Genomic DNA, 26,614 nt, shown 5'->3' with positions numbered 1-26,614 from the left:
CCTTACGTTAAATTCTTGAGCTTGTCGCTGATCTGGTCTTCGGAGGTATCGGCAGATGCCATTTCCTCGACAAAGGCTCCGCGATGCATCAGGACAATACGGTTACAGTTATGGACCAGTTCCGGCACGTCGTCGGAAATCATCAGCACGGCCAGCCCTTCTTTTTGGGCCAGTTCGCGAATGATCCGGTGAATTTCCGCCTTCGATCCGACATCCACCCCGACGGTCGGGCCGTTCAGGATCAGGAATTTGGCATTGGTCAGAAGCCAGCGGGCAATCACCACACGTTGCTGGTTGCCGCCCGAGAGTTCCTTGACCAGCTTTTTGCCGGTGGGGGTTGCGATCTGCATGTCGCGGATCATGGTTTCAACCCATTCTTCGGCCTTGTTATGATCAATCAGCAGGCCGGGGGCCAGTTTTTCGTAACTGGTCGCAAGCATGTTGCGATCAATGCCCTGGGTTAGAAACAGTCCTTCGCTAAGACGGTCTTCGGGAACATAGGCAACCCCGGCCCTGATCGCCTTTTGCGGCGTATCAAGCACGGTTTGCGTGCCGTTGATCGAAATGGTGCCGCTGTAACCGGGCATCATGCCAAACAGGGACAGGGCAAGTTCGGTGCGACCCGACCCAAGCAGGCCGGAAACACCGACAATCTCGCCCGGTTTGATCGCGAGGTTGATATTGTCGAGATCGTTTCCGTGGGTCAGGTTTTTGGTTTCAATGCGCGGCGGCATCGAACCATATTTCTGCTGGTCCCAGATATAGGGTTCGGAAATGATATCAGACCCGGTCATGTGACGGGTGATCAGGGCTTCGTCAAAATCACCGGTCGGGCCGTCGGCCACTTTCTGGCCGTTACGGATGACGGTGATATGTTCGCTGATTTCCAGCATTTCGCGCATTTTGTGACTGACAAACAAAATGGCAATCCCGCGCGACTGGATATCCTTGACGATGCGAAAAAGCGTTTCGATTTCCTTGCCGGTCAGGGCGGTTGTCGGTTCGTCCATGATGATCAGACGGGCATCTGACATCAGCGCACGGGCAATCGCCACAAGCTGTTTGCCTGCCGTGGACAGTTTTTCGACATCGGTATCAAGGTCAATATCAACCCCGAGACGTTTGACCGCTTCCTTGGCAATCTCGCGGACCTTGCGCCAGTTCAGAACCTGACGCTGTTCGCGAAGCTGCACATTCATGGCAAGGTTTTCGGCCACGGTCAGGTTCCCGAACAGGGAGAAGTCCTGATAGATCACCTGCACCCCATGTTCGATGGAGGCCATGGGGTGCAGGCTTTCAACCTTGTTGCCATCAATGTAAATCTCGCCGGCATTTGGCTGATATACACCGGACATGATCTTGATCAGGGTCGATTTGCCCGAACCGTTTTCACCGGCAAGACAGTGGATTTCGCCTTTTCGGATCGTCAGCGAAAGATCCTTAAGCGCAACAACGCCGGCAAATTCTTTCCGGACGTTTCGCAATTCAATGAAATTTTCAGACATGACAAGCCCGTCAACGTGAAACAAAGGGCCTGATCTCATAATAAAATGAAGGCGTCCTTAATGGACGCCTTCACCAAAGGATGAAATCAGAAGTTATACTTGTCCATGTTTTCCTTGGTCACACCGACCCAGCCCTGGCCATAAACCAGGTTGGCATTGCTGCCTTCCGGGGTGCTGAGATTGGTGTAACCCGGAAGGCCAAGGTCGAGACCAGCCTTGATCTGGTCGCCTTTGCCGTCGAGCGCCATAATGGCCAGCATGTTCATGGCATAGCCAGCAACCGCCGGATCCCAGAACTGGATGTATTCGATGTCGCCATTTGCCAGATATTCACCGGCAACCGACACCAGACCGGTACCTGCGAAGTGCAGTTTACCCTGAAGACCGCGTTCGGCGATCAGACGACCGGCACCTGCCGAGGTCGGCATCGGGCCGCCAACGATACCCTGAAGGTCCGGGTAGGTGGTCAGGGTTTCTTTGAGTTTGGTGTAGTCGGTGTTGGCGTCGTCATAGGTTTCGAGACGCTCGGTCGCCAGTTCCATGTCCGGGAAATGCTTTTTCTGGTATTCGACGGCACCGTCGATCCATTCATTCTGGGATTTGGAGGTCAGGCTGCCGACGGTGGCGGCATATTTGCCCTTGCCACCCATGGAGGTCCCGAGGACTTCCATCAGCTTCGCGCCATATGCCTTGTTATCAAACGCTTCGAGGATGTAGTCGGCGTTTTTCAGGTTTGATGCTTCGTGGGCGATCACGATGATACCGCGGTCACGGGCCTTTTTCAGAACCGGTTCGACGGCTTCGACCGAGAACGGCACGATGTTGATGGCATCAACGCCCTGTGCGATCAGGTTTTCAATCAGCTGCACCTGTGCGGCGGCGTCCGCGGCACTCGGTCCGACCATCCAGGTATCGTGACCGGTGTCTGCGCCGAACTGTTCGACACCTTCGCGCATACGGTCAAACCATGCGATGCCGTCAACCTTGACCACGGTGGCGATGGAATATTCCTTGCCGGTGGTTTCGGATGTGAATTTCGAAATGATGTCCGGCGTTTTGACCGCTTCGTCTGCATGGGCCGCACCTGCAAGCAGGGAACCGGCGACGACAAGCGATGAAAGAAGCTTGTTCATTGTTACCTCCAAATTGAAATCGTTTTTTAGCTGGCAGTTTTCTGCGTCTTATTGGCATGAAAGCCAAGGCTTTTCACGCGGTTCGTTCCGAAAACAGCAATTTTCCGGTGGCCGGGATGCGGCCACCGGCACCGTTTACTGACCGATAATCTTAATGCTGGCGCTGGCACCGATGCGCGATGCCCCGGCTGCAATCATCTTGAATGCGTCTTCGGTGGTGCGAACGCCGCCCGACGCCTTGACCCCGATATCCGGGCCAACGGTTTTGCGCATCAGGGCGATGTCTTCGGCAGTGGCACCGCCGCCGGCGAAACCGGTCGAGGTTTTGACGAAATCGGCACCGGCCTGTTTGGACAGTTCGCAGGCAAGGACTTTCTGTTCGTCTGTCAGCAATGCTGTTTCGATGATGACCTTGAGGGTGGCATCGCCGCAGGCTTCTTTTACCGCGGCAATATCGGCGCGAACGGCATCGGTATCGCCAGCCTTGAGCAGGCCAAGTGCTATGACCATATCGACTTCGCGGGCACCCTGTTCAACCACCCAGCGGGTTTCGGAAACCTTGGCGGAAACCGGATCGGCCCCGAACGGGAAACACACCACAGAGCATGCCAGAACATTGGTATCGGCCAGTTCGCGCACGACCAGCGGGATATAGATCGGATTGACACAGACCGCCTTGAAAGCGTGTTTTCGCGCATCGGCGCACAGCGAGACAATCTGATCGGGGGTGGCGTCCGCCGCCAGAAGGGTGTGATCAATATAAGCGGCAAGATCGCCTGCAACGGCGGGAAGTGGAGCATTCGACATGTAACGTTTCCCTCGACGATAACGGGTTGCTATCGCCGTTTTGTTAAATTTTTAACATTTATTGAAATGATCCTGTCATCGGGTTAACATCCGGTCAAGCCAAAAACATATCAGAACAGAACTTGATTGAGTTGCTGCCCGTCTCGCTATAATCAGGGGTTTTAGGATGAAATTTATGGTTGTGCTGAGCGGTTTTCGACATCATTTCAGGTGTGTCTGCGGCCTGTCAGCCAGTATATCGGCAGTGAACGGAGTCTGAATGTCGATCAAATCGCAGGACCGGATAGAAGCCCTGACCCGCAATCTGGAGGTCAGCAATGTCATTCGGTTGAAGGATGCCGCCGATCTGCTGGGCGTTTCGGAAATGACGGTCCGCCGTGATGTCGCCAATTGTGAAAATATTTTCACATATATGGGGGGGTACATCACGCTCAAGTCGCCAGCAGCCGGTGGCCTTGGATATATCTTGGACCGTGAACGCGGTTCGCATACCGATCTCAAGCGCACAGCCTGTCAGATTGCCGCGCGTTATGTCAAACCGGGCGATACCATATTTCTTGATTGCGGGACGACCATTCCCTATCTCGCCAATGCGTTACCAGAAAATCGGGATATCACGGCGATCTGCTATTCGATCAATGTCGCCGAAATCCTGTGCAAAAAGCCGGGCCTTCGGGTCATCATGCTGGGCGGGATGTATCACGCGTCTTCGGCATCCTTTGCCGATAGCAACAGCGTGAATGCCATTCTGAACCTGAATATCAATACCGCCTTCATGTCGGCGGGCGGGGTCAATATCAGCCGGGGTGTCAGTTGTTCCAACCCGCATGAGGTTGATATCAAACAGGCGGTTCTTGAGACCGCGGCCAACAAGATCCTTGTTGTCGATTCAACAAAGTTCAATGTCATCAAGCCCATGCTGTTTGCCAAGCTGGAGCAGTTCGACATGATCTGTACCGATCCGAAATGCGATCCGGAACTGGCAACCAAAACCGGTTGTCCCCTGATTACGCAATAGCGAAGGGCATCAAGGGCTGTCGCTTGAGCTAGTTCGGTTCGGCCTGTGTTGCGTCGGCGATTTCTGCGTTCAGCAATTGTATTTCCGCCTCGGTCGCACCGCTGAGCGGGTCGTCCTTTGGAATGTCACGATAGAGATCGGTAAAGACATTCAGGGCCTGCTGATACTTGTCCTGCTGTTTGAGCATCATGCCATAGTAATAGCGGCTGAGCTGATGGTTTGGCATCTGGCCAAGCGCATGCAGGATCAGATCGCGTGACACCTTGTCAATCTGGCCTTGTTGGGCGGTAATGCGTGTATCGGCATATTCGATGGCGAGTAACGGATTATGACCGGAAAGCGCATAGGCACGCGCAAAGGCGGCAACCGCCCGCTCGATATCGCCCAGACGCAATGACCCACGCGCCAGAACGACCCAGCCCTGCAAATTGCGGGGATTGGCTTCAAGCGACAGGACGATCTGGCTGAGCAGACGGCGGATCTGCTGATCGGTCTGAAAGTCGGGATCAGTCACATCGTTTGCCGCGGCCGCAGCGGCGGCAAGATTGCGTTCGCCCGCCCGTTCGGAATAGGGGCGCGACGGAATTTGTGGCATGCCGATCGCGCTATACAAAATAACTGCGGCAATCACGGGCAGGGTTGAAAAGCCGATCCGCGCCATCGGGCCAAAGGCGCGGCGGGCATCGGGTGTATTGTGGCTATCCACCCCCGCAGGCCGACGCGGCAGGCTGGCATAGATCGCAAGCCCGCCAAACGCGGCAAGTATGACAAGGCCAAGCCAGATCAAAAGGAACCTCGCGACGGGAGAATACTATATGCGGGGCGGCCAAACTGCATCGTTACGAGCGATCCTGTGACGTGCCAAGGATTTCATCAAGCCGCTTCTGTTCCTGATTGGAAAGCGATTTCGGGCCCGCACCGTCTTCGCGCTGTTTGCGGCGGTAGAAGGCGATCACCGCAATCAGGGCCAGAAATGCCAGAACGGCGGGGCTGATCCACAGGATGTAGGTTTCGGGTTTCAGCGGCGGGTTCAGCAGAACATAATCGCCATAGCGTTCGACGATGTAATCAACGACTTCTTCGTTGGTGTCGCCAGCAACCAGACGTTCGCGCACCAGAATGCGCAGATCACGGGCCAGATCGGCATCGGAATCGTCAATCGACTGGTTTTGACAGACCAGACAGCGCAAGCCCTGACTGATGTCGCGCGCGCGTTCTTCAAGCTTGGGATTGGACAGCATCTCGTCAGGATTGACCGCAAAAGCCGGTGCCGTATGCAGGCCCAGCAGAATGACAAAGGCCGCGAACAGTGAATAATTTCGACGGATCATCCTTTTAACTCCGCAATCTTTGGCAGTAAGACTTCTTCAAGAACCTGATTTGAGATGGGCCCGACATGTTTGTACCGGATCTGACCGGTGCCATCGATAATAAAGGTTTCCGGCACGCCATAGACCCCGAAATCAATACCGGTCCGCCCGGATAAATCCATCCCGACCGCGGCATAGGGATCGCCAAGTTCATCAAGCCAGTTGACACCGTCCTGCGGGTCTTTTTCCTTGTAGTTCAGGCCATAAACCGGAACGTCAGCCTCACGCGCGAGGCGCTTGATGAGCGGATGTTCCGCACGACATGGAATGCACCAGCTGGCGAACACGTTCAGAACCGATACCTCGCCTTTTGAAATATCGGCGCGTGACAATCCGCGGTCACGGCCTGGCAATGGGGGCAACTGGAAATCGGGTGCCGGTTTACCCAGCAAGGCCGACGGCACAACAGATGTATCTTTACCAATATTCGTCAAAAAGACACCGGCAAGAGCAGCAAAGAGTACCAGCGGGATGACTGCGATCCAGAATCTCATGAAGCGGGAACTCCGTTTTTCTTATAGCGCAGGATAATGCGCGTACAGATACTGATGGCACCGCCGATCAGCATCAGTAACATTCCGCCCCAAACCCAGGGCATCATTGGCAGGAACCGGACGGTCACGACACGCCCGCCATCTTCGGCCCGTTCGCCAACGGAAACATGCAAATCCCCATCGCGTCCATGCCAGATATCGGCTTCCTTGGTTTCGATGCCGCGGATTGGATAATAGCGGACTTCGGGGAAGAGTTCGGCGACCGGCTGGGCGTTGCGATAGATGATGAAGGTCGCCTTGCGGGTGGCGAAGTTTTCACCGGGCAGCAGCGCCACACCTTCGTATTGCAGGTTATAGGGGCCGATCTGAATACTCTGTCCGGTGCGCGCCGAAAGCGATATCTGCTGTTCCCAGATGGCACTGGCCGATCCGCCTGCGATCAGGATGGCGATCCCGATATGGGCAAAGGTCATGCTGAGATAGCGGGGACCAAGAAGCTGCAGATTGCGGTATTTGCCTTCGCCGTGGTCGGGTTGACGCCACAGGCGTTCCCAAAGATCACCAAGGGCGGCGGTAAAGACCCAGGCCGCAAGACCAATACCCAGCAATGGCAGCGGGGACGCATCGATAAAGCGCATCCAGACAAACAGGATCACGATCAGCGACATCATGGCGGCCAGCTTCATCCGCCGCCCGATCTGCCATGCCTCGTCCTTGCGCCAGCGCAGCGTCGGGGCAAAGCCCATCAGAAACAGAAGCGGCAAACCGATCGGGATCAGGGCCTGAACAAAGAACGGTGGGCCAACCGTGATGATATCGCCGCCCAGCCAGCGCAGGAACAGCGGATAAATGGTGCCGATCAGGACTGTGGCCGCCGCAACCGAGAGCATCACACTGTTGAGGAACATGCCGCTTTCGCGCGATACCAGCGAGAAGTCCTTGTCATCGATCATGTCGGTCGCGCACCGCCAGAACATGAAATAGGCCCCGCCAAACAGAACGCAGAAGGCAACCAGAAGGGCAACAGCGTCGCCGCTGCTGAGCAGGGCGGTTGGCAACGGACCCAATAGATCGGAGCGTACGAGGAATGTCCCGAACCAGCCGGCAGCAAAGGCCGACAGCGCCAAAAGAGCCGTCCAGGGTTTCAGGGTTTCGGTTTTTTCAAGAACGGCCCGACAATGCAGGAATGCCGTGGTCAACAGCCAGGGTAGCAATAGTGCATTTTCGGATGTATCCCAGTACCACCAGTTGCCCCATGCCTGTTCGGTATAAGCACGGTAAGCGTTGATGGCGATGGCACCGCCCAGCAATGTCCAGGAAACCATCGTCCACGGGCGCAGTTGTTCCGACCATGCACGGTCAAGCTTCGCACCCGGCAGTGCGGCAAAGGTCACCGCGAAAATCACCGATAATCCAGCAAGACCGGCATACAGGATCGGCCCGCGTGCCATACCGGCAAGGTCCTGCAATTCCGGATCAAGACCGTTGCCATCAAGCGGTGCGATGCCCGACCGGATAAACGGATCGGCGTCAATGATTGTTACCGCCGCCAGAAGGGCGACAATGATGCCAAGGATACCAAGGGCGACACGATCCTGTTCGGTAACGCCGCGCGCAATGCTTTGCAGCGCGTATATCAGTGTCGCCAGCGTGCTGGTCGCGACCCAGAACAGCATGGCGCCGCTATCGGAGATGACGGAGGCACCGATACGGTAAATCATCGGGGTAGATGAATGACTGTAATCGGCCACCACGGGCAGGGTAAAATCACTGACAATAAAGGAATGGATCAGGGCAGCTTCGGCAATGATTGCCAGAACGCACATGGCAAAGGGCAGGGGCCAGACACCGAAACCGACATTTTCGGAAGTCCGGATATTGCCGGTCAGTCCATCTGGCAAGGTTCCGCCAGCAATTGCCGTTGTCGGGCCGAGCGCGCGATAGCTTGCGCGAAACAGGGCCGGACAGAACAGGACGGCCTGACAGGTTCCCAATGCAAGAATCAGGATAAGGGCAAAATGTCCAAACTCTGCGATCATGCGTTCTTCAGATTTCCCCGATATGTGGTGTTCACCAAACGAACACCACTCAGCCCCTGCTGTCAAACAGCAAGGCATCCACCCAGTTTAATGCCGCTTTGATGGCTTCAATATGAGGTTTTTATGATGGCAGAATGTGGCTTAATTACGCATCTCTTCGGCGTTGCGGGCTTCGATTTCTTCCCAATAACCGCTTTTTTTCAATGAGTCAGCGACCTCGGGCGGCATGTAGTTTTCATCATGCTTGGCCAGAACTTCGGATGCGATGAACTGGCCCTCGGAACCCATATGGCCCTCGGCGACGACCCCCTGGCCTTCACGGAACAGGTCGGGAAGGATGCCGGTATAGGAAATGGTGACCGAATTTGCCATGTCGGTGACGATAAAGGTGACGGTTTCACCGCCGCCAAGCTTTTTAAGCGATCCTTCTTCGACGAGGCCACCGACGCGCAGGCGCTGATCGGGATCAATCGGCGATTTTTCGGCGATTTCGGTCGGGCTGAAGAAGAACACAACCGAATCTTCAAATGCCGTAAGGGCCAAGGCAGCCGCCGCCCCGACCGCCAGAAGGGCAGCCATGACGATATACATGCGTTGACGTTTGCGGGATTTGGCACGCGAAAGAGACACTTTGATATTCTCCGCTCAGGAAGGCTTGGGCTCAGGAAGTCGGGGACTGGTCTGTTGTGCGGGCACGTCTGGGACGGCGAGCTTTCAGAACAGTTTCAAGCTGATCAAGTTCGGTCTGGCTTTGACGAAGGCCACGCAGGGTCATGATCAGAAGAATGATCATCGCAAGGGCTGCGATACCGTAACTGGCCCAGATATAGCTGCCATAGCCGCCCATTGAGAAGAATTCGTTCATTTGCTGGCTCCGGCGTTGTGACCCTGATCATAGGCGAGTTCGTCATGATCGCCGCTGGCAACCGGGCGTTCGTCAAACAGGCCGCTCAGTTGAAGCGCACGGATGCGCCGCTGGTTGAGTTCAAGGCGAACGCGCAGCACCAGAACGATGAAATAATAACCGGTGAAGGCAAAGGCCATGATCAGAAGCGGGGCGAGCATGCTGGGATCGATGCTGGGCCCGCCCATACGGGCAACCGATGCCGGTTGATGCAGGGTATTCCACCAGTCGACGGAAAATTTGACGATCGGCACATTGATCGCGCCGACCAGTGCCAGAGCCGATCCGGCCTTTGATCCGCGTTCGGGATCGTCAAAGGCATTCACAAGCGCGATATAGCCAAGATAGAGGAACAGCAGGATCAGCATTGATGTCAGACGCGCATCCCACACCCACCATGTTCCCCACATTGGTTCGCCCCAAAGCGACCCGGTAATAAGCGTAAGGGCGGTGAATGTTGCGCCAACCGGGGCGGTGGCGCGCGCGCAGATATCGGCAAGCGGATGTTTCCAGATCAGGCTCATGGCCCCGCAAAGAGCCATGCCGACATAACAGAACAGGCCCATCCATGCCGCGGGCACGTGGATATACATGATGCGGACGGTGTTGCCCTGCTGATAGTCAACCGGCGATCCGATCAGGGCCAGATAAAGCCCGACGGCGGTCAGAATGACGGTCAGCGCGACCACCCAGGGCATCATGGCCCTGGTCAGTTTCAGAAACACGCTTGGTTTGGCGAAACGATGCATTTTCTCTCGTCCGTTTGCGGCGATGCCGCCGAAGGTCGTCTGTTTTAAGTTATTCCACGGCCTGCCGGATGGCGTGGGCCGTGGCAAACGGGGCGGCAGCCAAAGACAGTAACAGGATCGCCCCCATGATCTGTAACTGTGCCTGGGCGGAAATGCCAAGCAATGCGGCCTCGACCGCACCGGCACCGAAAATCAGTACCGGTATATATAGTGGCAGGACCAGCAATGACACCAGAACACCGCCGCGTCGTGCCCCCAAAATCAGTGCCGCACCAATCGCCCCGATCAGGCTGAGTGCCGGTGTGCCGATCAGCATGGCGATCATCAGGGTGCCAAAGCCATCCTGATCCATATTGAGCATCACGGCCATCACGGGTGCCGCAATAATCAGCGGCAGGCCGGTCGTCAGCCAATGGGCGCACACCTTGCCCAGAACCAGCAATTCCAGCGGTGCAGGCGACAGGGTCAGCAATTCCAGCGTGCCATCCTCGTAATCGGTCTGAAAGACACGTTCGAGTGACAGCATGGCCGCCAGCAGGGCCGAGACCCAGATCACACCCGATGCAATGCGCGCCAGAATATTGGCTTCGGGGCCGACACCAAACGGAAACAGGGTGGTGGTTACGATAAAGAAGGCAACCACCATCACGGAATCCGCGCCCTGACGCAGGGCCAATCGCAAATCACGACGCAGGATGGCGACAAAGGCATTCATATCGCGGCCTCCGTCGCTCTGCCTTGATCCATGTCGAGTGAGAGATGCTGGTTGGCATCTTCATCATCATGTTCGATCAGCCATTCCATCATCGGGATGGCAAACGGATCAAGATCAAGGATGATCGGTGCCGCGATATCCAGATCGACATGGGTGGAATAAATCACGATGCCGCCTTTGGCCCGGAATTCGGCGATCAGACGCGCCAGTTCGGCACAGCTTTCGCGATCAAGGCCAACGGTCGGCTCGTCGAGCAGCCAAAGGTCGCTTTGACCCAGCAGGATACGGGCAAGGGCGGTGCGGCGTTTTTGACCACTTGAAAGATATCGCCCGGCGGTTTTGCCAAGGTGATGAATATCAAGGGCGCGAAGCGCCTGATCGATTTCGGCATCAATATCGGAAATACCGCGCAGTTCGGCCCACAGGCGCAGATTATCGCGAACGGTCAGGACCGGTTTGATCGCGTCCTGATGACCAAGGTAATGCAGGCGCGCGCGATGGCCGATTTTATCATCGGCGATATCGTCACCCTGCCAGCGGATGGTGCCGCGGCGCGGGGCCATGAGGCCCGCCATCAGGCGCAAAAGGCTTGATTTTCCTGCACCATTGCGACCGCGCAGCATCACGGCATCGCCGGTATTGGCGCTAAAGGAAAGATCGCCAAAGACCAGACGTTCGCCACGCAGACAGGTCAGATCAGAACCGGTAAAAACTGTCATCTAACTCGTTTGACTGTCGGAATTCATGCCGGATGCGCTTTTTCTATACCGCGCCCGACGTTATTAATCATGCTTTATCCGACATTGGATGTGATGACATTGTTTCAAATCAATCCAAAAAGACGTGAAACGCCGCAGCGATCAAAAATCGGCTGCGGCGCGGGCAAAGCGATAGCAGATCAGAAGCGGATGACCGAGGCACTTCGAACCGGCCCGCCGCGGCCTTCCTGAACAAGGACCGCGACACCGCCGTCGCAAGGCTGGTTCAGGGCGAAATCAAGTTCGCGCTGCATGCCGTCCCACTGCCCAAGATCGATCATTTCGCGCACGACATTGGCATGAACCAGACGCCGCCCGGCATTTTCACCAGACCGGACATCGCGTGCCTGCTCGCGATCAAACCCGATCAGCCAAAGCTGATAGGACTGCCCGGCAGGCGGGGTATTGAGCATGCCGAGCTTTAATTTGCCACTGGCGGGGCTGGTTCGATTATCCGATAGCAGGGCCAGTTCCGCCCATTCCCGAAGCGGGGTCGTTTCATTGCTGGTGGTGACGATTCGGCCTTTGTCGGTGGCGCGAACGACCTGATCGCCGTTGATCACGACCTGCGGGGTGTAGACATAGCGTTCACGCATGCGACCAGCATAGTCGCGTTGCCGTTCGGTATTGGCCGCACTGGAAAACGGATCTTCCCAGCCCAGATAGTTCCAGTAATCGACATGAAACGACAGGGCAAGAAGGTCACCATGTTCCTGATTTAATTCGTAAAGAACACGATCCGCCGGAGGGCAGGAATTGCATCCTTCGGATGTGTAAAGCTCGATCACGGCGCGGGGTGATGTGGACTCGCCAGCATGTGCCAGCGATAAACCACCCATGAACGCGGTTCCAAGCATGAAGATAATGGGGCGAAGCTGTTTCATGCATTGATGATGCCCCAAAATGTCTATCAACCACCAATCACAAGGCGTTGAAAGGTCCGTTTGCGCCAAAACGACCGATTTTTGCGCAAAACACGGCAATTTAGACAGGAGATTTCGGAAGATCGGTGTTATTAGCTCCGGTCAATTCCGAAAGGAGGCAAAAGGTCTTCACGGAATGCGTGAGGTGAAATCACCTTTGCGTTTATAGAGAAAAATGAGGAACCGGCACTGCGGCGGGAGCGACTTACCGCGGATGCCAGTCCAAGAAAGGTTTGCAGGCAATGATTAAACGAGAGCATTGGGGGTCACGCCTCGGCTTTATCCTGGCGGCTGCCGGGTCGGCGGTGGGGCTGGGCAACATCTGGAAGTTTCCCTATATGGCGGGCGAGAATGGCGGTGGTGCCTTCTTGCTGATTTATCTGGCGCTGGTTTTCACCATTGGCCTGTCGGTCATGCTGGCTGAAATGGTCATTGGCCGGATGGCCGAAAAGAACGCGATTGGCGCGTTTGCAAAGCTCAAGGGCGGTGCATGGCCGCTGGTGGGGCTTTGTGGTGTTGCGGCTGCCTTTATCATCCTGTCATTTTACAGTGTCGTCGCCGGCTGGACGATTTCCTATATGGTCAAATCGATCACCGGGGCGCTGGCGATTGAAGATCCGGCCGCATTGGGCAGCATCTTTGGCGGGTTCATTGCCGATCCGGTTTCGCCGCTGATCTATCATGCGATCTTCATGGCGTTGACGGTTTTTGTCGTCCTGGCGGGTGTTGGTTCGGGTATTGAACGTGCGTCAAAGATTTTGATGCCGGCCCTGTTTGCGTTGTTGCTGGTGCTGATCGTGCGTTCCGTGACCCTGCCAGGTGCGGGTGAAGGCATTGCCTTCCTGCTGTCGCCGGACTTTTCCAAAGTGACATGGGCAACGGTATCGGAAGCGCTTTCGCAGGCGTTCTTCTCGCTCTCGCTTGGGATGGGGGCGATGATTACCTATGGCTCGTATCTGAGCAAAAAGGAAAATATCGCCAGTTCGGCCGGTTGGGTGACGCTGCTTGATACGTCGGTTGCGGTCATGGCCGGTCTTTTGATCCTGCCAGCCGTGTTTGCATTCGGCTTTGATCCAAGTGCCGGTCCGGGCCTGACCTTTATTACGTTGCCAGCGGTGTTTGCGCATATGCCGATGGGGTCGATCTTTGCGTTCATGTTCTTCCTGTTGCTGGGGATTGCGGCATTGACGTCGGCGGTTTCGATCCTTGAGGTGGTTGTTGCCTATTTCGTTGATGACCGCGGCATCAGCCGCAAATGGGCATCGATCACGGTGGGGGTGATCATCTTCCTGCTGGGGATTCCGTCCTCGCTGTCGATGGGGCTCATGGGCGAGTTCAAGATCTTTGGCCTCGGCTTCTTTGATCTGATGGATTATGTCAGCTCGAAATTGCTGCTGCCGATTGGTGGCCTGTTCATCTCGCTGTTTGTCGGCTGGGTTGTCTGGGGCAAGGCCAAGGAAGATATTGCCGCCCATAATGGCGTGGTGCCGTTCTGGATCAATGGCTGGGGCATTATCGTGAAGTTCATCGCACCGCTTGCGATTGCCTTCATTCTGCTGAAGGGACTTGGCGTGCTTTAGGCCGCTTTTTTCACAGCAGACGACATGCGAAGGGCGGGGAATTTCCCCGCCCTTTTTGCTGGGGATCAAACCGGATCAGGAGGCTTCGGCCGGTCTTTGCTGAGACAGGGTGAGGATTTCATCCGCACACATCGGTTTGCCCAGAAGGTATCCCTGTATGTAATCGCATCCGGCATCGCGCAGCAGTTTGAGCTGCGCGTTGGTTTCGACACCTTCGGCGACGCATTTTTTGTGCAGGTTCTGCGCCATATTCAGGATGGTGATCGCAAGCGCACTGCCTTCGCGTCCCTGATTGATGTCGTCGACAAAACTGCGATCCATCTTGATCGTGTCAAACGGCAGTTTGCGCAGGTAGCTGAGACTGGAAAAACCGGTGCCAAAATCATCGAGTGCGATTTTGACGCCCAGATCGCGAATGCGCTGCATGTTGGCGCGCATTTCTTCGATATTCTGCATGAACAGGCTTTCGGTGATTTCGATTTCCAGCCGGTCCGCCGCCATGCCCTTTTCGACCAGAATGGTTCTGATCTGTTCGGCAAGATCAATGGTGCCATAGAATTGCTGGACCGAGACATTCACCGCCATCGTGACGTTGTGCAGGCCCTTTTCACGCCATGCGACCGCCTGACGGCAGGCGTGACGCAATACACAGCGCCCCAGTTCGCCGATCACGCCCATTTCCTCGGCTACCGGAACAAAGACCGAGGGGGGGATCGCCCCCCGTTGCGGGTGGTTCCAGCGCAACAGGGCTTCGACCCCGTGCAGGTTGCCGGTGCGGGCTTCGAATTGCGGTTGATAGACCAGATGAAATTCATCGCGATCCAGCGCCTGACGCAGGGCACTTTCAAGGGCAAGGTCGGCATCGCTGCGTGAATGACTGGCGCGGTTATAGCGGCTGAACCGGTTTCGGCCCTGTTCCTTGGAATGCATCATCGCAATTTCGGCATTGCGCAAAAGATTGGCGGTATCGTTGGCGTCGTGCGGGAAGGATGCGATGCCGATGCTGGCCGAAATATAGATTTCCTGTCCCTTGCTGGTCAGGTGCGGTTGGTTTAACGCTTTTAAAAGATCATCGGCCAGTGCGGCATCATCATCGGCGGAAGTCCCCCCCGAAAGCAGAATGGCATATTCATCCGCACCAACACGCGCCAGAACACCCCCCTGATCCAGACGGCGATGCAGCCGACGGGCAACTTCGACCAGAACGTCGTCACCGTCACTGTGTCCCAGTGTGTTGTTCACCCGCTGGAAATTATCGATATCGAGCAGCAGGATCGTCAGGCGGGTTCCCTTGCGGCGGGACTCGCCGATGCCGTGGGCCAGCAGTTCAAGGAACCGGCGGCGATTGGGATAGCCGGTCAGTTCGTCAATATGGGCAAGCCGCAGAATGTCTTCGCGGTTTTTCTTGCGTTCGCTGATGTCGGTAAAGATCGAGGCATACTGGCTGATCTGGCCATCGGCATCACGGATCGCGATGATTGACAGCCATTCGGGATAAATTTCGCCGGATTTGCGGCGGTTCCAGATTTCGCCTTCCCATTTACCGTGCTGTTGGATATCGCGCCACATCGAGGTGTAAAATTCGGGAGACTGACGACCCGATTGCAGGATATTGGGGTTTTTGCCGATCACGTCCGATGCGTTGTAACCCGTGACCCGGGTGAAGGCCGGATTGACCAGTTCGATCGTGCCATCGGCGGCACAGACCATGATCCCGTCCGGCGATGTTTCAATGATCTTGTCTGCCAGAAACAGCGACCGGCGCGCCTTGGTCAGTTCGACATCGCGGCCTTCCATAACGGACCTGAGATGGGCGAAGTAATCCTGTTCGATGAATTCCAGCAGATCGGCGAATGACAGAACACCGATGACATTGCCGGTTTCATCAATGACCGCAAGATGGCGGATATGTTGGGCCAGCATCGTGTCGCGGGCGTTGTTCAGGCTGGACTTGGCGGAAATGACACGCAGCGGGCGGCTGGCAATTTCGATGGCCGGTGTTGCGTGATCGCCATTGGCAAGATTGCGCAGGATATCGCGTTCGGTAATGATCCCGGTGTGATCAAGTATCGAAACCGGGTCGGTCGCGACCGACGGATCATAGACAATCGCACAATCGCATTTGGCATCATGCATGCGCGCGCGCAGTTCCGACATCGGGATATCGCCATCGACAAAGATTGTCGTGCGGCGGATGGCGGCCCCGACATCCCCATCGCCCAGTTTGCGCCAACTGCCCTGTTGGCGGATCAGGTCAGACTGGCTGATGATCCCGGCAAGGCGGTTTTCCGCGTCCACGCTGACCAGATGACGGACATGGCGTTCGCGCATACGGATGATGGCGGCTTCGGGCGTGGCATGGACCGATATGCTGTGAACCGGGGCCGACATCCATTTCGATATCGGCTCGTTCAGGGTGGCTTCGCAGTCGGCGGGCAGGGACAGGCAATCCTTTTCCGTCCAGATTCCGATCGGCAGGTGATCCTGTGTCACGATGATGGAGCTGCAATTGGCTTCGCGCATCATGTCGATGGCCTGACCAATCGCGGTTTCCGGCCCGCAACGCAACACGATGCCGGGGGAAATCGTACCTACGGTCAGGTGGGTGGTATTGCCATCGGCAAAACTGGGGCGCGTCATGATAACCTGTTGCTGTCCAAATCCTGTCTGGCACCCGGTTTGCGGGCATTATCGCTCTAGCCTCATCCCTATCAAATCGTCGGGACGGCTGACTTGTTATAAATCAATGGATAGATGTGGTTTGGATTTGGCGCAATTTAAAGGTGCGGGTTTCTGCAAAAACACCCCCGTCTGTCAAGGACGGGGGTGTTTCGCATTCAGCAAGCTTCTGATTTCAGGCGAAATCAGGCAGCTTTCATCATGTTACGCAGAACGAACTGCAGAATGCCGCCGTTCTGGTAGTAGAGGACTTCGTTTTCGGTATCGATACGGCAGGTGGCGATGACCTCTTCGGTGGAGCCATCCTTGCGCGTGATACGAACCGTAACGTCCTGCATCGGGTTGATACCGTTGCCGATACCCAGAACGTCGAAGACTTCGGTGCCATCCAGCTTGTAAGTCGCACGACCTTCACCATTCTTGAACTGCAACGGCAGGACGCCCATGCAGACCAGGTTGGTGCGGTGGATACGTTCGAAGCTTTCGGCCAGAACAGCTTTGACGCCAAGCAGGTTGGTGCCTTTGGCTGCCCAGTCACGGGACGAACCGGTGCCGTATTCCTTACCCGCGATGACAACCAGCGGGGTGCCCTCGGCCTGGTAACGCATGGCAACATCATAGACCCAGCCCTGTTCGCCAGATGGGTAATGAACCGAAACACCGCCTTCGGTGCCCGGTGCCATTTCGTTACGGATACGGATGTTGGCAAAGGTGCCGCGCATCATGACTTCGTGGTTCCCGCGGCGTGCGCCATAGGAGTTGAAGTCACGAACCGCAACGCCGTGCGCCTTGAGGTATTCACCTGCCGGGCTTTCTTCCTTGATCGAACCGGCCGGAGAAATGTGGTCGGTGGTCACGGAGTCAGCAAGGATCAGGAGCGGACGTGCACCATGAACTTCCGAGAACGCACCCGGTTCTTTCGCCATATTGACGAAGTAGGGCGGGTTCTGGACGTAGGTCGATTTGCCATCCCATTCGAAGGTTTCGCCTTCGGTGACTTCGATTTCCTGCCACGGTTTCGGGCCGGCAAAGATGTTGTCATAACGATCTTTGTACATCGAAGCAGAGATCGAGGACGCGATGGTGTCCGCGATTTCCTTGTTGGTCGGCCAGATGTCTTTCATGAAGACGTCTTTGCCATCTTTGTCGGTGCCGATCGGGTCTTTGTTCAGATCGACCTTCAGGTTACCGGCAAGAGCATAGGCAACAACCAGCGGCGGGGAGGCAAGATAGTTTGCCTTGACCTGCGGGCTGATACGACCTTCGAAGTTACGGTTGCCCGACAGAACGGCGGTCACGAGCATGTCGTTGCCGTCAATTGCCTCGATGATCGGGTCGGCCAGCGGACCGGAGTTCCCGATACAGGTGGTACAACCGAAACCGGCAACGTTAAAGCCAAGCTTGTCGAGATAGGTCTGAAGACCGGCTTTTTCGAGATAGTCGGCAACAACCAGCGAGCCCGGTGCAAGCGAGGTTTTCACCCACGGTTTGCTTTTAAGGCCGAGTTCAACCGCTTTTTTCGCCAGCAGGCCGGCTGCGATCAGCACGCTCGGGTTTGAGGTGTTGGTGCAGGACGTGATGGCGGCAATAACGACGTTACCGTCTTTCATTGCGAAGTTTTCGTTCGAAACCGGAACAGAACGATCCGCATCAACACCCGGTGCCATGTCGGCAAAGGTCTTGGTGAAGCTTGAAACGGCATCTTTGAGCAGAACGCGGTCCTGCGGACGTTTCGGACCGGACAGGGCCGGTTCAACGGTCGAGATGTCGAGTTCAAGGGTCGAGGTATATTCGGCTTCGAAGCTCGGGTCGCGCCACATGCCCTGTTCTTTGGCATATGCTTCGACCAGTGCGATCTGTTCTTCGGAACGACCGGTGTTACGCATATAGTTCAGCGTTTCATCGTCAATCGGGAAGAAGCCACAGGTCGCACCGTATTCCGGTGCCATGTTACCGATGGTCGCACGATCCGGCAGGCTCATATGATCCAGCGCGTCGCCATAGAATTCGACGAACTTGCCAACAACGCCCTTCTCGCGGAGCATCTGAACGACGCGCAGCACGAGGTCGGTTGCGGTGATGCCTTCTTTCATCGAGCCGGTCAGTTTGAAACCGACGACTTCGGGGATCAGCATCGAGATCGGCTGGCCGAGCATGGCTGCTTCGGCTTCGAGACCGCCAACACCCCAGCCCAGAACGGCAAGGCCGTTGACCATGGTGGTGTGGGAATCGGTACCAACCAGCGTATCGGGGTAGGCAACGGTTTTGCCGTTATCATCCTTGCCGGTCCATACGACCTTGGCGAGATGTTCGACGTTCACCTGGTGGCAGATGCCAGCCCCCGGCGGAACGATGCGGAAATTGTTGAACGCATTCTGGCCCCAGCGCAGGAACTCGTAGCGTTCGCCGTTACGTTCGAACTCGACTTCCATGTTTTTGTCGAGTGCGTCGTCGGTGCCAAAGAAGTCGATCATGACCGAGTGGTCAATGACGAGGTCAACAGGTGAAAGCGGGTTCACCTTCTGGGCGTCGCCGCCCATCTTGACGACGGCATCACGCATCGCGGCAAGGTCAACAACGGCAGGAACGCCGGTGAAGTCCTGCATCAGAACGCGGGCCGGACGATAGTTGATCTCGTGCGAGCTCGAACGGGATTTGAGCCACTCGACAACAGCTTTGACATCGTCGGTTTTGACAGTGAAATCGTCTTCGTAGCGCAGAAGGTTTTCCAGAACGACCTTCAGCGTAAACGGAAGCTTGGAAACGTCGCCGATTTTTTCGGAAGCAACTTTAAGGCTGTAATAGTCGTAGGACTTGTCCCCGACATTCAGCGTGCGGCGCGTTTGCAGGTTGTCTTTGCCACAAATGGACATCAGACCCTCCTCAAGGTGGTTAAAGGGCTTGTCGTGACAAGACACCCCGACCGTCGGAGCGCCGAGCGGTGGGCTATCTGTATCTCGTGACGCGGGTCACGGCTACATATGTATGTGCCACGGGGTTACACCACAATTCCCCCTGAAAGTCCAGACCCGCAAAAGGGTCATTCTTGAAATCCCTGCGATAACAACGAATTGGTGAATGGTTGGCGCGTAATGGCAATCAGAAGGTATCTGATTCGGGTGAAAAACACCGTAAATCCGCCCGAAGATCATTCGCGAGTCCACAGGATCACCGCCATATCTGGAAAGACTCGAATGTAGAGGATGCCCTGTACTATTGGGGGAAATCCTGTCCGAAGGGGAACGAATCGGGTGATCGCCTGAATGCAACAGGGGACAATTTCGGCATTTGTCAGAGCACAGTTGGTGCAGCGCGAACAGGAACCTGAATGTTGCGATGCAATAATTTTCAGCCTTTCAGTATGCGGGTTGTGTCGTGATGACCTTACGGAATTATAGGTAGAAGTACATTCATCAGACCAGAACGCAAAAATTGTGCGATGCGAATTTGTGAAAAGTGTCAATGCGTTGCTGTGCAACACGTTGACGGCATTTGCTGAAATTGGTACTTAAATACGTATTAAATGTGCCAAGCCCGGTTTCCGTAAGGTCCGGGTCAGATAAAAACCGGTACATCATCAGGGAAACTGAACAAGAGGCACGGGGTATCCACCTTAAAATCCGGTCAACCGGAAGAAGGGGTGCCTGCGGCCCAAGTCAGGGAGGATAAGCGACGTTATGACGTCACAGGGTCCCATTTTGCAGATCAGCGACGTATCGCTTGTGTTTGGCGGCGTGCGCGCGCTAAGCGACGTCAGCTTTTCCGTCCAGCCCGGCGAGCTGTTTTCAATCATTGGCCCGAACGGGGCCGGCAAGACATCGATGCTGAACTGCATTTCGGGTCGGTATCAGCCAACCACCGGGTCAGTGTCCTTCAAGGGGCAGGATGTCACGGGGCTTAAGCCCAATGACCGGGCGGAGCTTGGCATCGGGCGTACCTTCCAGAACCTGGCCCTTTTTGGTCATATGAGTGTCCTTGACAACATCATGGTCGGGCGGCACCACCTGCTTAAAAACAATTACCTGACCGGGCCGCTTTACTGGTTTTCCGGCGCGCAGAAGGAAGAGCTTGAACATCGGCGCTTCTGCGAAGACGTGATCGACTTCCTTGAAATTTCCCATATCCGCAAGGCAACCGCCGGGACGCTGTCCTATGGATTGCGCAAGCGTGTCGAACTGGCGCGTGCGGTGGCGTTGCGCCCCGATCTGATCCTGCTTGATGAGCCGATGGCGGGCATGAACCTCGAAGAAAAAGAGGACATGGCGCGCTTTATCATCGATCTGAACGAAGAATGGGGCATGACGGTTGTCATGATCGAACATGACATGGGGGTGGTGATGGATATCTCCAACCGGGTCATGGTTCTTGATTTCGGTCGCAAGATTGCCGCTGGCCTGCCCGAAGAAGTCATGGCCAACAAGCATGTCAAAAAGGCCTATCTCGGCGAAGACGATGACGCAACCGACGAAGACGAGCAGGTGGCCTGAACATGAGCAGCAATACCCCCGATTACGCAAATGTGCAGGCGCTTGATACCTTCCCGAAGGTGCTGGCGTATAACGCGCGCCACTGGGGCGACGAAATTGCCATGCGCGAGAAGGAATTCGGCATCTGGCAGGAATTCACGTGGAAAGATTACAACGACCGCGTCAAATGGATGGCGCTTGGTCTGCGCGATATGGGTATCACGCCCGGCGATGTGATCGGTATTATTGGCGAAAACCGGCCGGAATGGGTTTGGGGTGAAATCGCCGCCCATGCGCTGCGTGCGATGTCGGTCGGTCTGTATCAGGACAGTCTTCATGAAGAAGTCGCTTATCTGATCACCTATTCCGGTGCGCGGGTTCTGATCGCCGAGGACGAAGAACAGTGCGACAAGCTTCTGGAACTTTCTGATCAGATTCCGACGGTTGAGCACATTGTTTATTGCGATCCGCGCGGGATGCGGAAATACGAAGATCCGCGCCTGATGGATATCGAAAAGCTTTATGAACTTGGTCGCGAGATCGAGGCAAAAGACCCCGGTGCCTATGATGTGATGGTCGCCGATACGCGCGGTGATGAATGCGCGATCCTGTGTACGACATCGGGTACGACGTCCAAGCCGAAAATGGCGATGCTCAATGCCGGGGATTTCCTTGATCATTGTGCCGCCTATCTGCGGGCCGACCCGAAATATCCGGGGGATAATTATGTTTCGGTTCTGCCGCTGCCATGGATCATGGAACAGGTTTATGTCGTTGGTCAGTCGCTGATCAGCCGCCAGATCGTCAATTTCGTCGAAGAACAGGAAACGATGATGGCCGATCTTCGCGAGATCGGACCGAACTTCGTTCTGCTGGCACCGCGCGTCTGGGAGGCGATTGCCGCCGATGTCCGCGCCCGCATGATGGATGCCACCCTGTTCAAACAGAAAATGTATGATTTCGGCATGGCTTTGGCCCGTACCGCCCTTGATGGTGGCGGGCATTCCAAGGTCGCCGATGTTCTGTTGATGAATGCGTTAAAGGATCGGTTGGGCTTTTCGAATTTGCGGTCTGCTGCGACCGGCGGGGCGGCGATGGGGCCGGAAACCTTCAAGTTCTTCCATGCCATGGGTGTTCCGCTGCGTCAGCTTTATGGCCAGACCGAACTTTGCGGTGCCTATACGATCCATCAGCCCGATGACATTGATTTCGATACGGTCGGGCGCGCGTTCGACAATTCGGAAATCAAAATCATCAATACCGATGAAAACGGTGTTGGCGAAATTGTCGCGCGCACATCGGGGATGTTTACCAGTTACTATAAAAATCAGGCCGCCTATGACGAGGATGTCCGGGATGGCTGGATGCATACGGGCGATGCCGGTTACTTCAAGGAAGACAACAAGCATCTTGTGGTGATCGACCGTCTGAAGGATCTGGCGGAAACATCAAAAGGCGTGCGGTATTCGCCGCAGTTTATTGAAAACAAACTGAAATTCTCTCCCTTCATCGCCGAGGCCGTGATCCTTGGCAAGGGATTGCCGTTCCTGTCGACCATGATCTGCATCCGGTACTCGATCATGGCCAAATGGGCCGAGCAGCGCGGGATTGCCTTTACCAACTATACCAATCTGTCGGCCCAGCCGCAGGTCTATGACATGATCGTTGATGAAATCCGTCAGGTGAATGAAACCCTGCCGGAAGCCCAGCGCATCAAGCGGTTCCTGCTGCTTTACAAGGAACTGGATGCCGATGACGGCGAACTGACGCGCACGCGCAAGGTCCGCCGCAGTGTGGTCGCCGAAAAATACGCCGACATCATCGATGCGGTTTATGCCGGCAATGACAAGGTTGATATCGACACCATGATCACCTTCCAGGACGGGTCGAAAACCCGCATCCAGACAAGTGTGAAGGTTGTCGATCTGGACGGGGACAAGGCCGCACAGACGGCCCCCAAAGCCGCCGAATAAGGCTGCGATAAAACAGTGCGCCCCAAACGCCATCAAGGTTGCGGGGCCGCCATTACAGGGATGGCAACATGAATTTCGAACTTCTGTTCCAGCTTCTGCTTAACGGGCTGATTGTCGGAACATTGTATGGCGTCGTCGCCATGTGTTTCGTGCTGATCTACAAATCGACCCAGATCGTGAACTTCGCACAGGGCGAGTTCCTGTTGATCGGGGCGTGGGTCTGTTACGCATTCCTTGTCGAAATGCATATGCCATTCTGGCTGGGCTTTATCTTTACATTACTGTTCATGATGGCGTTTGGCATCATTTTGCAAATGGTGGTTCTGCGCCCGATGATTGGCGAGCCGATCATTTCGGTGATCATGGTGACGATCGGGCTTTCGATTTTCTTCCAGGCGGCGACCAAATGGATATTCGGTGCGACCACGGCGACCTATCCGCAGGTGTTTGAAACACGGTCGGTCAACCTGATGGGGATGCAGATCGAAACCGCCTATATCATGAGTTTCGTGATCTCGCTGGTGATCATGGCGGCGTTCTACTGGTTCTTCAAATATTCCAAGCTGGGCCTTGCGATGCGGGCCACGGCCTTTGACCAGCAGGTCGCGCAAAGCCTTGGTATTTCGGTGAAAACCGTGTTTGCGATGTCCTGGGCGATTTCGGCCTTGGTATCGGGGGTTGCCGGTATCGTGATCGGGATGGTCAACGGGGTTTCATCGGCGCTTTCGGTCATCGGGATCAAGGTGTTCCCGGCGGTCATTCTGGGCGGGCTTGATTCAATCATCGGTGCGATTGTCGGGGGTGTGATCATCGGACTTCTGGAAAACACCGCCGAGTTTGTCGACGGTCAGTATCTGCACTGGGGCAACCTGTTTTCGATCGCACCGTTCTATGTGCTGATCATCATTCTTTGCATCAAGCCATACGGTCTGTTTGGCACCAAAGACATCGAACGCATCTAAGGGGCGGAGTAATAGGTTATGGCTGGATTTTCGATGCGTCCCTGCGGTGATTTTCGCACCACCTACCGACAGGATACGCGGATTTTTGATACCACCTTTGTCCGCAATGCCGCGATTTTGGGTGTGATTGCAACCGCCCTGATCCCGTTTGTTCTGGACGGCTATTACGTTAACCTGTTCATTCAGATTTCGTATTTTGCCATCGCCGCCCTTGGTCTGAATATTCTGGTCGGCTTCACCGGGCAGATTTCATTGGGTCATGCGGCATTCTTTGGGTTTGGTGCCTTTGCATCGGCCTGGATCAACAATACGACCGGCATTCCGGTTTTGCTGTCGATCCCGCTGGCCGGTCTGATGACGGCGGCTGTCGGGCTTCTGTTCGGTCTGCCTGCGGCCCGGATCAAGGGCCTTTATCTGGCGATTGCAACATTGGCCGCCCAGTTCATTCTGGAAGATTTCTTTGCCCGGGCCGACTGGTTTACCGGCGGCTCATACGGGGCGGCGGCAAATCCGGTCAATGTGTTTGGCTATGAAGTGCTCGATGATTTCAGCTTCTTCTATGTCTGCCTGTTCTTCCTGGTGATCATGTACTTGCTGGGCACCAACCTGATGCGGACCCGTGACGGGCGCGCCTTTGTTGCGGTACGGGATCATTATCTGTCGGCGGAAATCATGGGCATCAATCTGACGAAATACCGTCTGATGAGCTTTGCGATTTCATCGTTCTATGCCGGGATCGGCGGGGCAATGTATGGCCATTACCTTGGCTTCGTTTCGGCCGAGGGCTTTACCATCCTGCTGTCGATCCAGTTTCTGGGCATGATCATCATTGGCGGCCTTGGCTCGGTCAAGGGCACGCTGATGGGGACCATCTTTATGGTTCTGCTGCCCGAAGTCATGGAAAACGGTGTCGGGCTTTTAAGTGTTTTCGACTGGGCCAATTCGACGGCTGTGACCGACGGGCTGGCCTATATCAAGGAGATGGCGATCGGTCTGGCCATCATCCTTTTCCTGATCTTCGAACCGGACGGGCTCGCGCACCGCTGGCAGCAGATCAGGGCGTACTGGAAGCTTTATCCCTTCTCGTACTGATCAATATCGCCGAAACCCGGTCGCTTAAAAAACAAAGATCGGGACGAAAATCGGCGAAGGCCGGGAGGCTACTTTGTTTAGAAAAACGTCCAAGGGAGACGTCGTGATGAAAAGACTGATTGCTGCGACAGCGATTGTTGCAACCGGCCTGTCGGTTTCGGCAGCCAAAGCAGATGACGACATGGTTTTTGTCGGCCATCTGATGGACATCACCGGGGCGACCGGGTTCATTGGCAAATTCTATGCCGATGGTGTCCGTGACGCGCTTATGTATATCAATACCCACGGTGGCATTGACGGGACGGTTCTGGATTCAGAATCGGTCGATTACGCCTATAAGGTTCCGCAGGCGATTGCGAACTACAAAAAATGGCGTTCGCGCAACAACATGGTCGCCATGCAGGGCTGGGGCACGGGCGACACCGAAGCCCTGATCAGCTTTGTGGCCCAGGACAAGGTCCCGGTTTATTCCGCGTCCTATTCCGGCCATCTGACCGATCCGACCGGCAAAAACCCGAAAACCGCGAAACCGGCACCTTATAACTTCTTCTATGGCGCATCCTATTCCGACGCCTGCCGTGCACTGGTTCAGTGGGCTGCCGAGGATTGGAAAGCATCGGGTGGTTCGGGCAAACCGGTCTTCTCGCATATCGGGGATAACCATCCCTATCCGAATGCACCGAAAGAAGCCTGTGCCGAATACGCAACCGAACTTGGCTTTGACGTGACCGAGCCGGTCGTCGTTTCGATGAAGCCGGGCGATTTCAAGGCGCAGTGCCTGACGATCAAGGAAGCCGGAACCAATTATGGTTACCTTGGCAACCTCGGCCCGTCGGTCGTTTCGCTGGTCAAATCCTGCGATACGGTTGGTGCAAGTCCGAAATGGCTGGCCAATATCTGGGCGGGGGACTACGAAACGCTGAAAACCATCGGTGATGTTGAAAACTATGTCTTCCCGGCGATGACCAGCTTCTGGAGCGACGAGGGCGTACCGGGCATGGATCTTGTGCGCGAAATTTCGAAAATGTCCGATAGTTCGGGCGAACAGTTCCGCACCCATCACTATATCCGCGGCATTTGCTCGGCCTATTACATGAAAGAAGCCATGGAATGGGCCAAGGCCAATGGCGGCATCACCGGCGAAAACATCAAGGCCGGCATGTATGCCCGCACGGATTGGGTGCCTGCCGGTCTTGAAGGCGTTTGCATGCCCGCGACCTGGACTGCCGAAGACCATCGCGGCATCAACACCGTGAATATCTATAACGGCAGTGCAATCGGCGGTGAGCCGACCGTAACCAAGGCGGCAACCGTGACCCTGCCGCGCCGTGACGACTGGCTTGGCTATTAAGTCGTAGTCAGAAGACGGATGTCTCCCGATGGTGTTCGGGGCGGGGTGGCGAAAAGCGCGTCCGCCCCGACACCGGGGGATGTAATCAGAACGTGA

22 protein-coding genes are annotated in these 26,614 nt (G+C 55.7%); 7 read left to right on the top strand and 15 right to left on the bottom strand.

Annotation, left to right across the window (positions count from 1 at the left end; genetic code table 11):
* Positions 1-2: 2 nt before the first annotated feature.
* The 3 genes from P8T57_RS06125 to deoC all read right to left on the bottom strand — a co-directional run bounded on the left by P8T57_RS06125 (position 3) and on the right by deoC (position 3,445).
* The gene (locus P8T57_RS06125) at positions 3-1,505 is read right to left on the bottom strand and encodes a sugar ABC transporter ATP-binding protein (protein WP_341364900.1); all 1,503 of its coding nucleotides are present in this window, start codon (positions 1,503-1,505) and stop codon (positions 3-5) included.
* A gap of 86 nt (positions 1,506-1,591) precedes the next feature.
* On the bottom strand, positions 1,592-2,638 hold the full coding sequence (locus P8T57_RS06120) for an autoinducer 2 ABC transporter substrate-binding protein (protein ID WP_037987471.1): 1,047 nt from the start codon (positions 2,636-2,638) through the stop codon (positions 1,592-1,594).
* Between the two features lie 135 nt (positions 2,639-2,773).
* Positions 2,774-3,445: a deoxyribose-phosphate aldolase gene (deoC, locus tag P8T57_RS06115; RefSeq protein ID WP_007090232.1), complete on the bottom strand. Its 672-nt coding sequence runs from the start codon at positions 3,443-3,445 to the stop codon at positions 2,774-2,776.
* Between the two features lie 259 nt (positions 3,446-3,704).
* Between deoC and P8T57_RS06110 the strand changes: the two genes are divergently transcribed.
* Positions 3,705-4,463 carry a DeoR/GlpR family DNA-binding transcription regulator gene (locus P8T57_RS06110; protein ID WP_007090231.1) on the top strand — a complete coding sequence of 253 codons (759 nt, stop codon included), beginning with the start codon at positions 3,705-3,707 and terminating at the stop codon, positions 4,461-4,463.
* Between the two features lie 28 nt (positions 4,464-4,491).
* Here the strand turns inward: P8T57_RS06110 and P8T57_RS06105 are convergent, their stop codons facing one another.
* The 10 genes from P8T57_RS06105 to P8T57_RS06060 form a co-directional block, all read right to left on the bottom strand.
* Positions 4,492-5,250, bottom strand: a complete 759-nt coding sequence (locus P8T57_RS06105) for a cytochrome C biogenesis protein CcmI (RefSeq protein WP_341364899.1) — start codon at positions 5,248-5,250, stop codon at positions 4,492-4,494.
* A gap of 52 nt (positions 5,251-5,302) precedes the next feature.
* On the bottom strand, positions 5,303-5,794 hold the full coding sequence (locus P8T57_RS06100; protein WP_007090229.1) for a cytochrome c-type biogenesis protein: 492 nt from the start codon (positions 5,792-5,794) through the stop codon (positions 5,303-5,305).
* Positions 5,791-6,327 (bottom strand): DsbE family thiol:disulfide interchange protein, encoded by a 537-nt coding sequence (locus P8T57_RS06095; protein WP_007090228.1) that lies wholly within the window; start codon positions 6,325-6,327, stop codon positions 5,791-5,793. Before P8T57_RS06095 ends, P8T57_RS06100 begins: the two co-directional genes overlap by 4 nt.
* Positions 6,324-8,366 carry a cytochrome c-type biogenesis CcmF C-terminal domain-containing protein gene (locus P8T57_RS06090; RefSeq protein ID WP_341364898.1) on the bottom strand — a complete coding sequence of 681 codons (2,043 nt, stop codon included), beginning with the start codon at positions 8,364-8,366 and terminating at the stop codon, positions 6,324-6,326. The genes P8T57_RS06095 and P8T57_RS06090 overlap by 4 nt, the downstream gene beginning before the upstream one ends.
* A 141-nt stretch (positions 8,367-8,507) precedes the next feature.
* Positions 8,508-8,996 (bottom strand): cytochrome c maturation protein CcmE, encoded by a 489-nt coding sequence (gene ccmE, locus P8T57_RS06085; RefSeq protein ID WP_341364897.1) that lies wholly within the window; start codon positions 8,994-8,996, stop codon positions 8,508-8,510.
* A gap of 31 nt (positions 8,997-9,027) precedes the next feature.
* Positions 9,028-9,231, bottom strand: coding sequence for a heme exporter protein CcmD (ccmD, locus tag P8T57_RS06080; RefSeq protein ID WP_007090225.1), 204 nt, complete (start codon positions 9,229-9,231; stop codon positions 9,028-9,030).
* Entirely contained in the window at positions 9,228-10,019 is a 792-nt protein-coding gene (locus P8T57_RS06075) for a heme ABC transporter permease (RefSeq protein WP_341364896.1), read from the bottom strand. The genes ccmD and P8T57_RS06075 overlap by 4 nt, the downstream gene beginning before the upstream one ends.
* A 49-nt stretch (positions 10,020-10,068) precedes the next feature.
* A complete protein-coding gene (gene ccmB / locus P8T57_RS06070) occupies positions 10,069-10,734 on the bottom strand; it encodes a heme exporter protein CcmB (protein WP_007090223.1) in 666 nt (221 codons plus the stop codon).
* Positions 10,731-11,453 (bottom strand): heme ABC exporter ATP-binding protein CcmA, encoded by a 723-nt coding sequence (gene ccmA, locus P8T57_RS06065; protein ID WP_341364895.1) that lies wholly within the window; start codon positions 11,451-11,453, stop codon positions 10,731-10,733. The genes ccmB and ccmA overlap by 4 nt, the downstream gene beginning before the upstream one ends.
* 179 nt (positions 11,454-11,632) lie before the next feature.
* Positions 11,633-12,376: a DUF1223 domain-containing protein gene (locus tag P8T57_RS06060; protein ID WP_037987210.1), complete on the bottom strand. Its 744-nt coding sequence runs from the start codon at positions 12,374-12,376 to the stop codon at positions 11,633-11,635.
* 281 nt (positions 12,377-12,657) lie between these two features.
* On the opposite strand from P8T57_RS06060, the gene P8T57_RS06055 reads away from it, so the two are divergent.
* Positions 12,658-13,995, top strand: a complete 1,338-nt coding sequence (locus tag P8T57_RS06055) for a sodium-dependent transporter (protein WP_341364894.1) — start codon at positions 12,658-12,660, stop codon at positions 13,993-13,995.
* 75 nt (positions 13,996-14,070) lie between these two features.
* Here P8T57_RS06055 and P8T57_RS06050 read toward each other — a convergent pair whose 3' ends face one another.
* Positions 14,071-16,635, bottom strand: a complete 2,565-nt coding sequence (locus tag P8T57_RS06050) for an EAL domain-containing protein (protein WP_341364893.1) — start codon at positions 16,633-16,635, stop codon at positions 14,071-14,073.
* A 224-nt stretch (positions 16,636-16,859) separates the two neighbouring features.
* Positions 16,860-19,547, bottom strand: a complete 2,688-nt coding sequence (gene acnA, locus P8T57_RS06045) for an aconitate hydratase AcnA (protein WP_065701805.1) — start codon at positions 19,545-19,547, stop codon at positions 16,860-16,862.
* Positions 19,548-20,351: 804 nt separating this feature from the next.
* Here acnA and P8T57_RS06040 point away from each other — a divergent pair.
* From P8T57_RS06040 to P8T57_RS06020, 5 genes are all read left to right on the top strand, one after another.
* Positions 20,352-21,161 carry an ABC transporter ATP-binding protein gene (locus P8T57_RS06040; protein ID WP_341364892.1) on the top strand — a complete coding sequence of 270 codons (810 nt, stop codon included), beginning with the start codon at positions 20,352-20,354 and terminating at the stop codon, positions 21,159-21,161.
* A 2-nt stretch (positions 21,162-21,163) separates the two neighbouring features.
* Entirely contained in the window at positions 21,164-23,113 is a 1,950-nt protein-coding gene (locus P8T57_RS06035; RefSeq protein WP_341364891.1) for a long-chain fatty acid--CoA ligase, read from the top strand.
* Positions 23,114-23,181: 68 nt separating this feature from the next.
* Positions 23,182-24,075, top strand: a complete 894-nt coding sequence (locus P8T57_RS06030; protein ID WP_037987219.1) for a branched-chain amino acid ABC transporter permease — start codon at positions 23,182-23,184, stop codon at positions 24,073-24,075.
* 18 nt (positions 24,076-24,093) lie between these two features.
* Positions 24,094-25,167, top strand: coding sequence for a branched-chain amino acid ABC transporter permease (locus P8T57_RS06025; protein ID WP_037987222.1), 1,074 nt, complete (start codon positions 24,094-24,096; stop codon positions 25,165-25,167).
* Between the two features lie 106 nt (positions 25,168-25,273).
* Positions 25,274-26,518 (top strand): ABC transporter substrate-binding protein, encoded by a 1,245-nt coding sequence (locus tag P8T57_RS06020; protein WP_341364890.1) that lies wholly within the window; start codon positions 25,274-25,276, stop codon positions 26,516-26,518.
* The last annotated feature ends 96 nt before the right edge of the window (positions 26,519-26,614 follow it).

The sequence above is a fragment of the Thalassospira sp. SN3W genome (genome assembly GCF_038070535.1).
In the GTDB taxonomy this organism is placed as follows: Bacteria; Pseudomonadota; Alphaproteobacteria; order Rhodospirillales; family Thalassospiraceae; genus Thalassospira; species Thalassospira xiamenensis.
This window is presented reverse-complemented; position numbering and strand designations above follow the sequence as displayed.

Coding starts and splice junctions, on each gene's coding strand:
- ccmA (WP_341364895.1), bottom strand. CDS start 11,453: ATGACAGTTTTTACCGGTTCTGATCTGACCTGTCTGCGTGGCGAACGT.
- P8T57_RS06055 (WP_341364894.1), top strand. CDS start 12,658: ATGATTAAACGAGAGCATTGGGGGTCACGCCTCGGCTTTATCCTGGCG.
- P8T57_RS06120 (WP_037987471.1), bottom strand. CDS start 2,638: ATGAACAAGCTTCTTTCATCGCTTGTCGTCGCCGGTTCCCTGCTTGCA.
- P8T57_RS06050 (WP_341364893.1), bottom strand. CDS start 16,635: ATGACGCGCCCCAGTTTTGCCGATGGCAATACCACCCACCTGACCGTA.
- P8T57_RS06040 (WP_341364892.1), top strand. CDS start 20,352: ATGACGTCACAGGGTCCCATTTTGCAGATCAGCGACGTATCGCTTGTG.
- P8T57_RS06060 (WP_037987210.1), bottom strand. CDS start 12,376: ATGAAACAGCTTCGCCCCATTATCTTCATGCTTGGAACCGCGTTCATG.
- P8T57_RS06025 (WP_037987222.1), top strand. CDS start 24,094: ATGGCTGGATTTTCGATGCGTCCCTGCGGTGATTTTCGCACCACCTAC.
- P8T57_RS06035 (WP_341364891.1), top strand. CDS start 21,164: ATGAGCAGCAATACCCCCGATTACGCAAATGTGCAGGCGCTTGATACC.
- P8T57_RS06090 (WP_341364898.1), bottom strand. CDS start 8,366: ATGATCGCAGAGTTTGGACATTTTGCCCTTATCCTGATTCTTGCATTG.
- P8T57_RS06100 (WP_007090229.1), bottom strand. CDS start 5,794: ATGATCCGTCGAAATTATTCACTGTTCGCGGCCTTTGTCATTCTGCTG.
- deoC (WP_007090232.1), bottom strand. CDS start 3,445: ATGTCGAATGCTCCACTTCCCGCCGTTGCAGGCGATCTTGCCGCTTAT.
- P8T57_RS06030 (WP_037987219.1), top strand. CDS start 23,182: ATGAATTTCGAACTTCTGTTCCAGCTTCTGCTTAACGGGCTGATTGTC.
- ccmD (WP_007090225.1), bottom strand. CDS start 9,231: ATGAACGAATTCTTCTCAATGGGCGGCTATGGCAGCTATATCTGGGCC.
- P8T57_RS06125 (WP_341364900.1), bottom strand. CDS start 1,505: ATGTCTGAAAATTTCATTGAATTGCGAAACGTCCGGAAAGAATTTGCC.
- P8T57_RS06095 (WP_007090228.1), bottom strand. CDS start 6,327: ATGAGATTCTGGATCGCAGTCATCCCGCTGGTACTCTTTGCTGCTCTT.
- P8T57_RS06110 (WP_007090231.1), top strand. CDS start 3,705: ATGTCGATCAAATCGCAGGACCGGATAGAAGCCCTGACCCGCAATCTG.
- acnA (WP_065701805.1), bottom strand. CDS start 19,547: ATGTCCATTTGTGGCAAAGACAACCTGCAAACGCGCCGCACGCTGAAT.
- P8T57_RS06075 (WP_341364896.1), bottom strand. CDS start 10,019: ATGCATCGTTTCGCCAAACCAAGCGTGTTTCTGAAACTGACCAGGGCC.
- P8T57_RS06020 (WP_341364890.1), top strand. CDS start 25,274: ATGAAAAGACTGATTGCTGCGACAGCGATTGTTGCAACCGGCCTGTCG.
- ccmB (WP_007090223.1), bottom strand. CDS start 10,734: ATGAATGCCTTTGTCGCCATCCTGCGTCGTGATTTGCGATTGGCCCTG.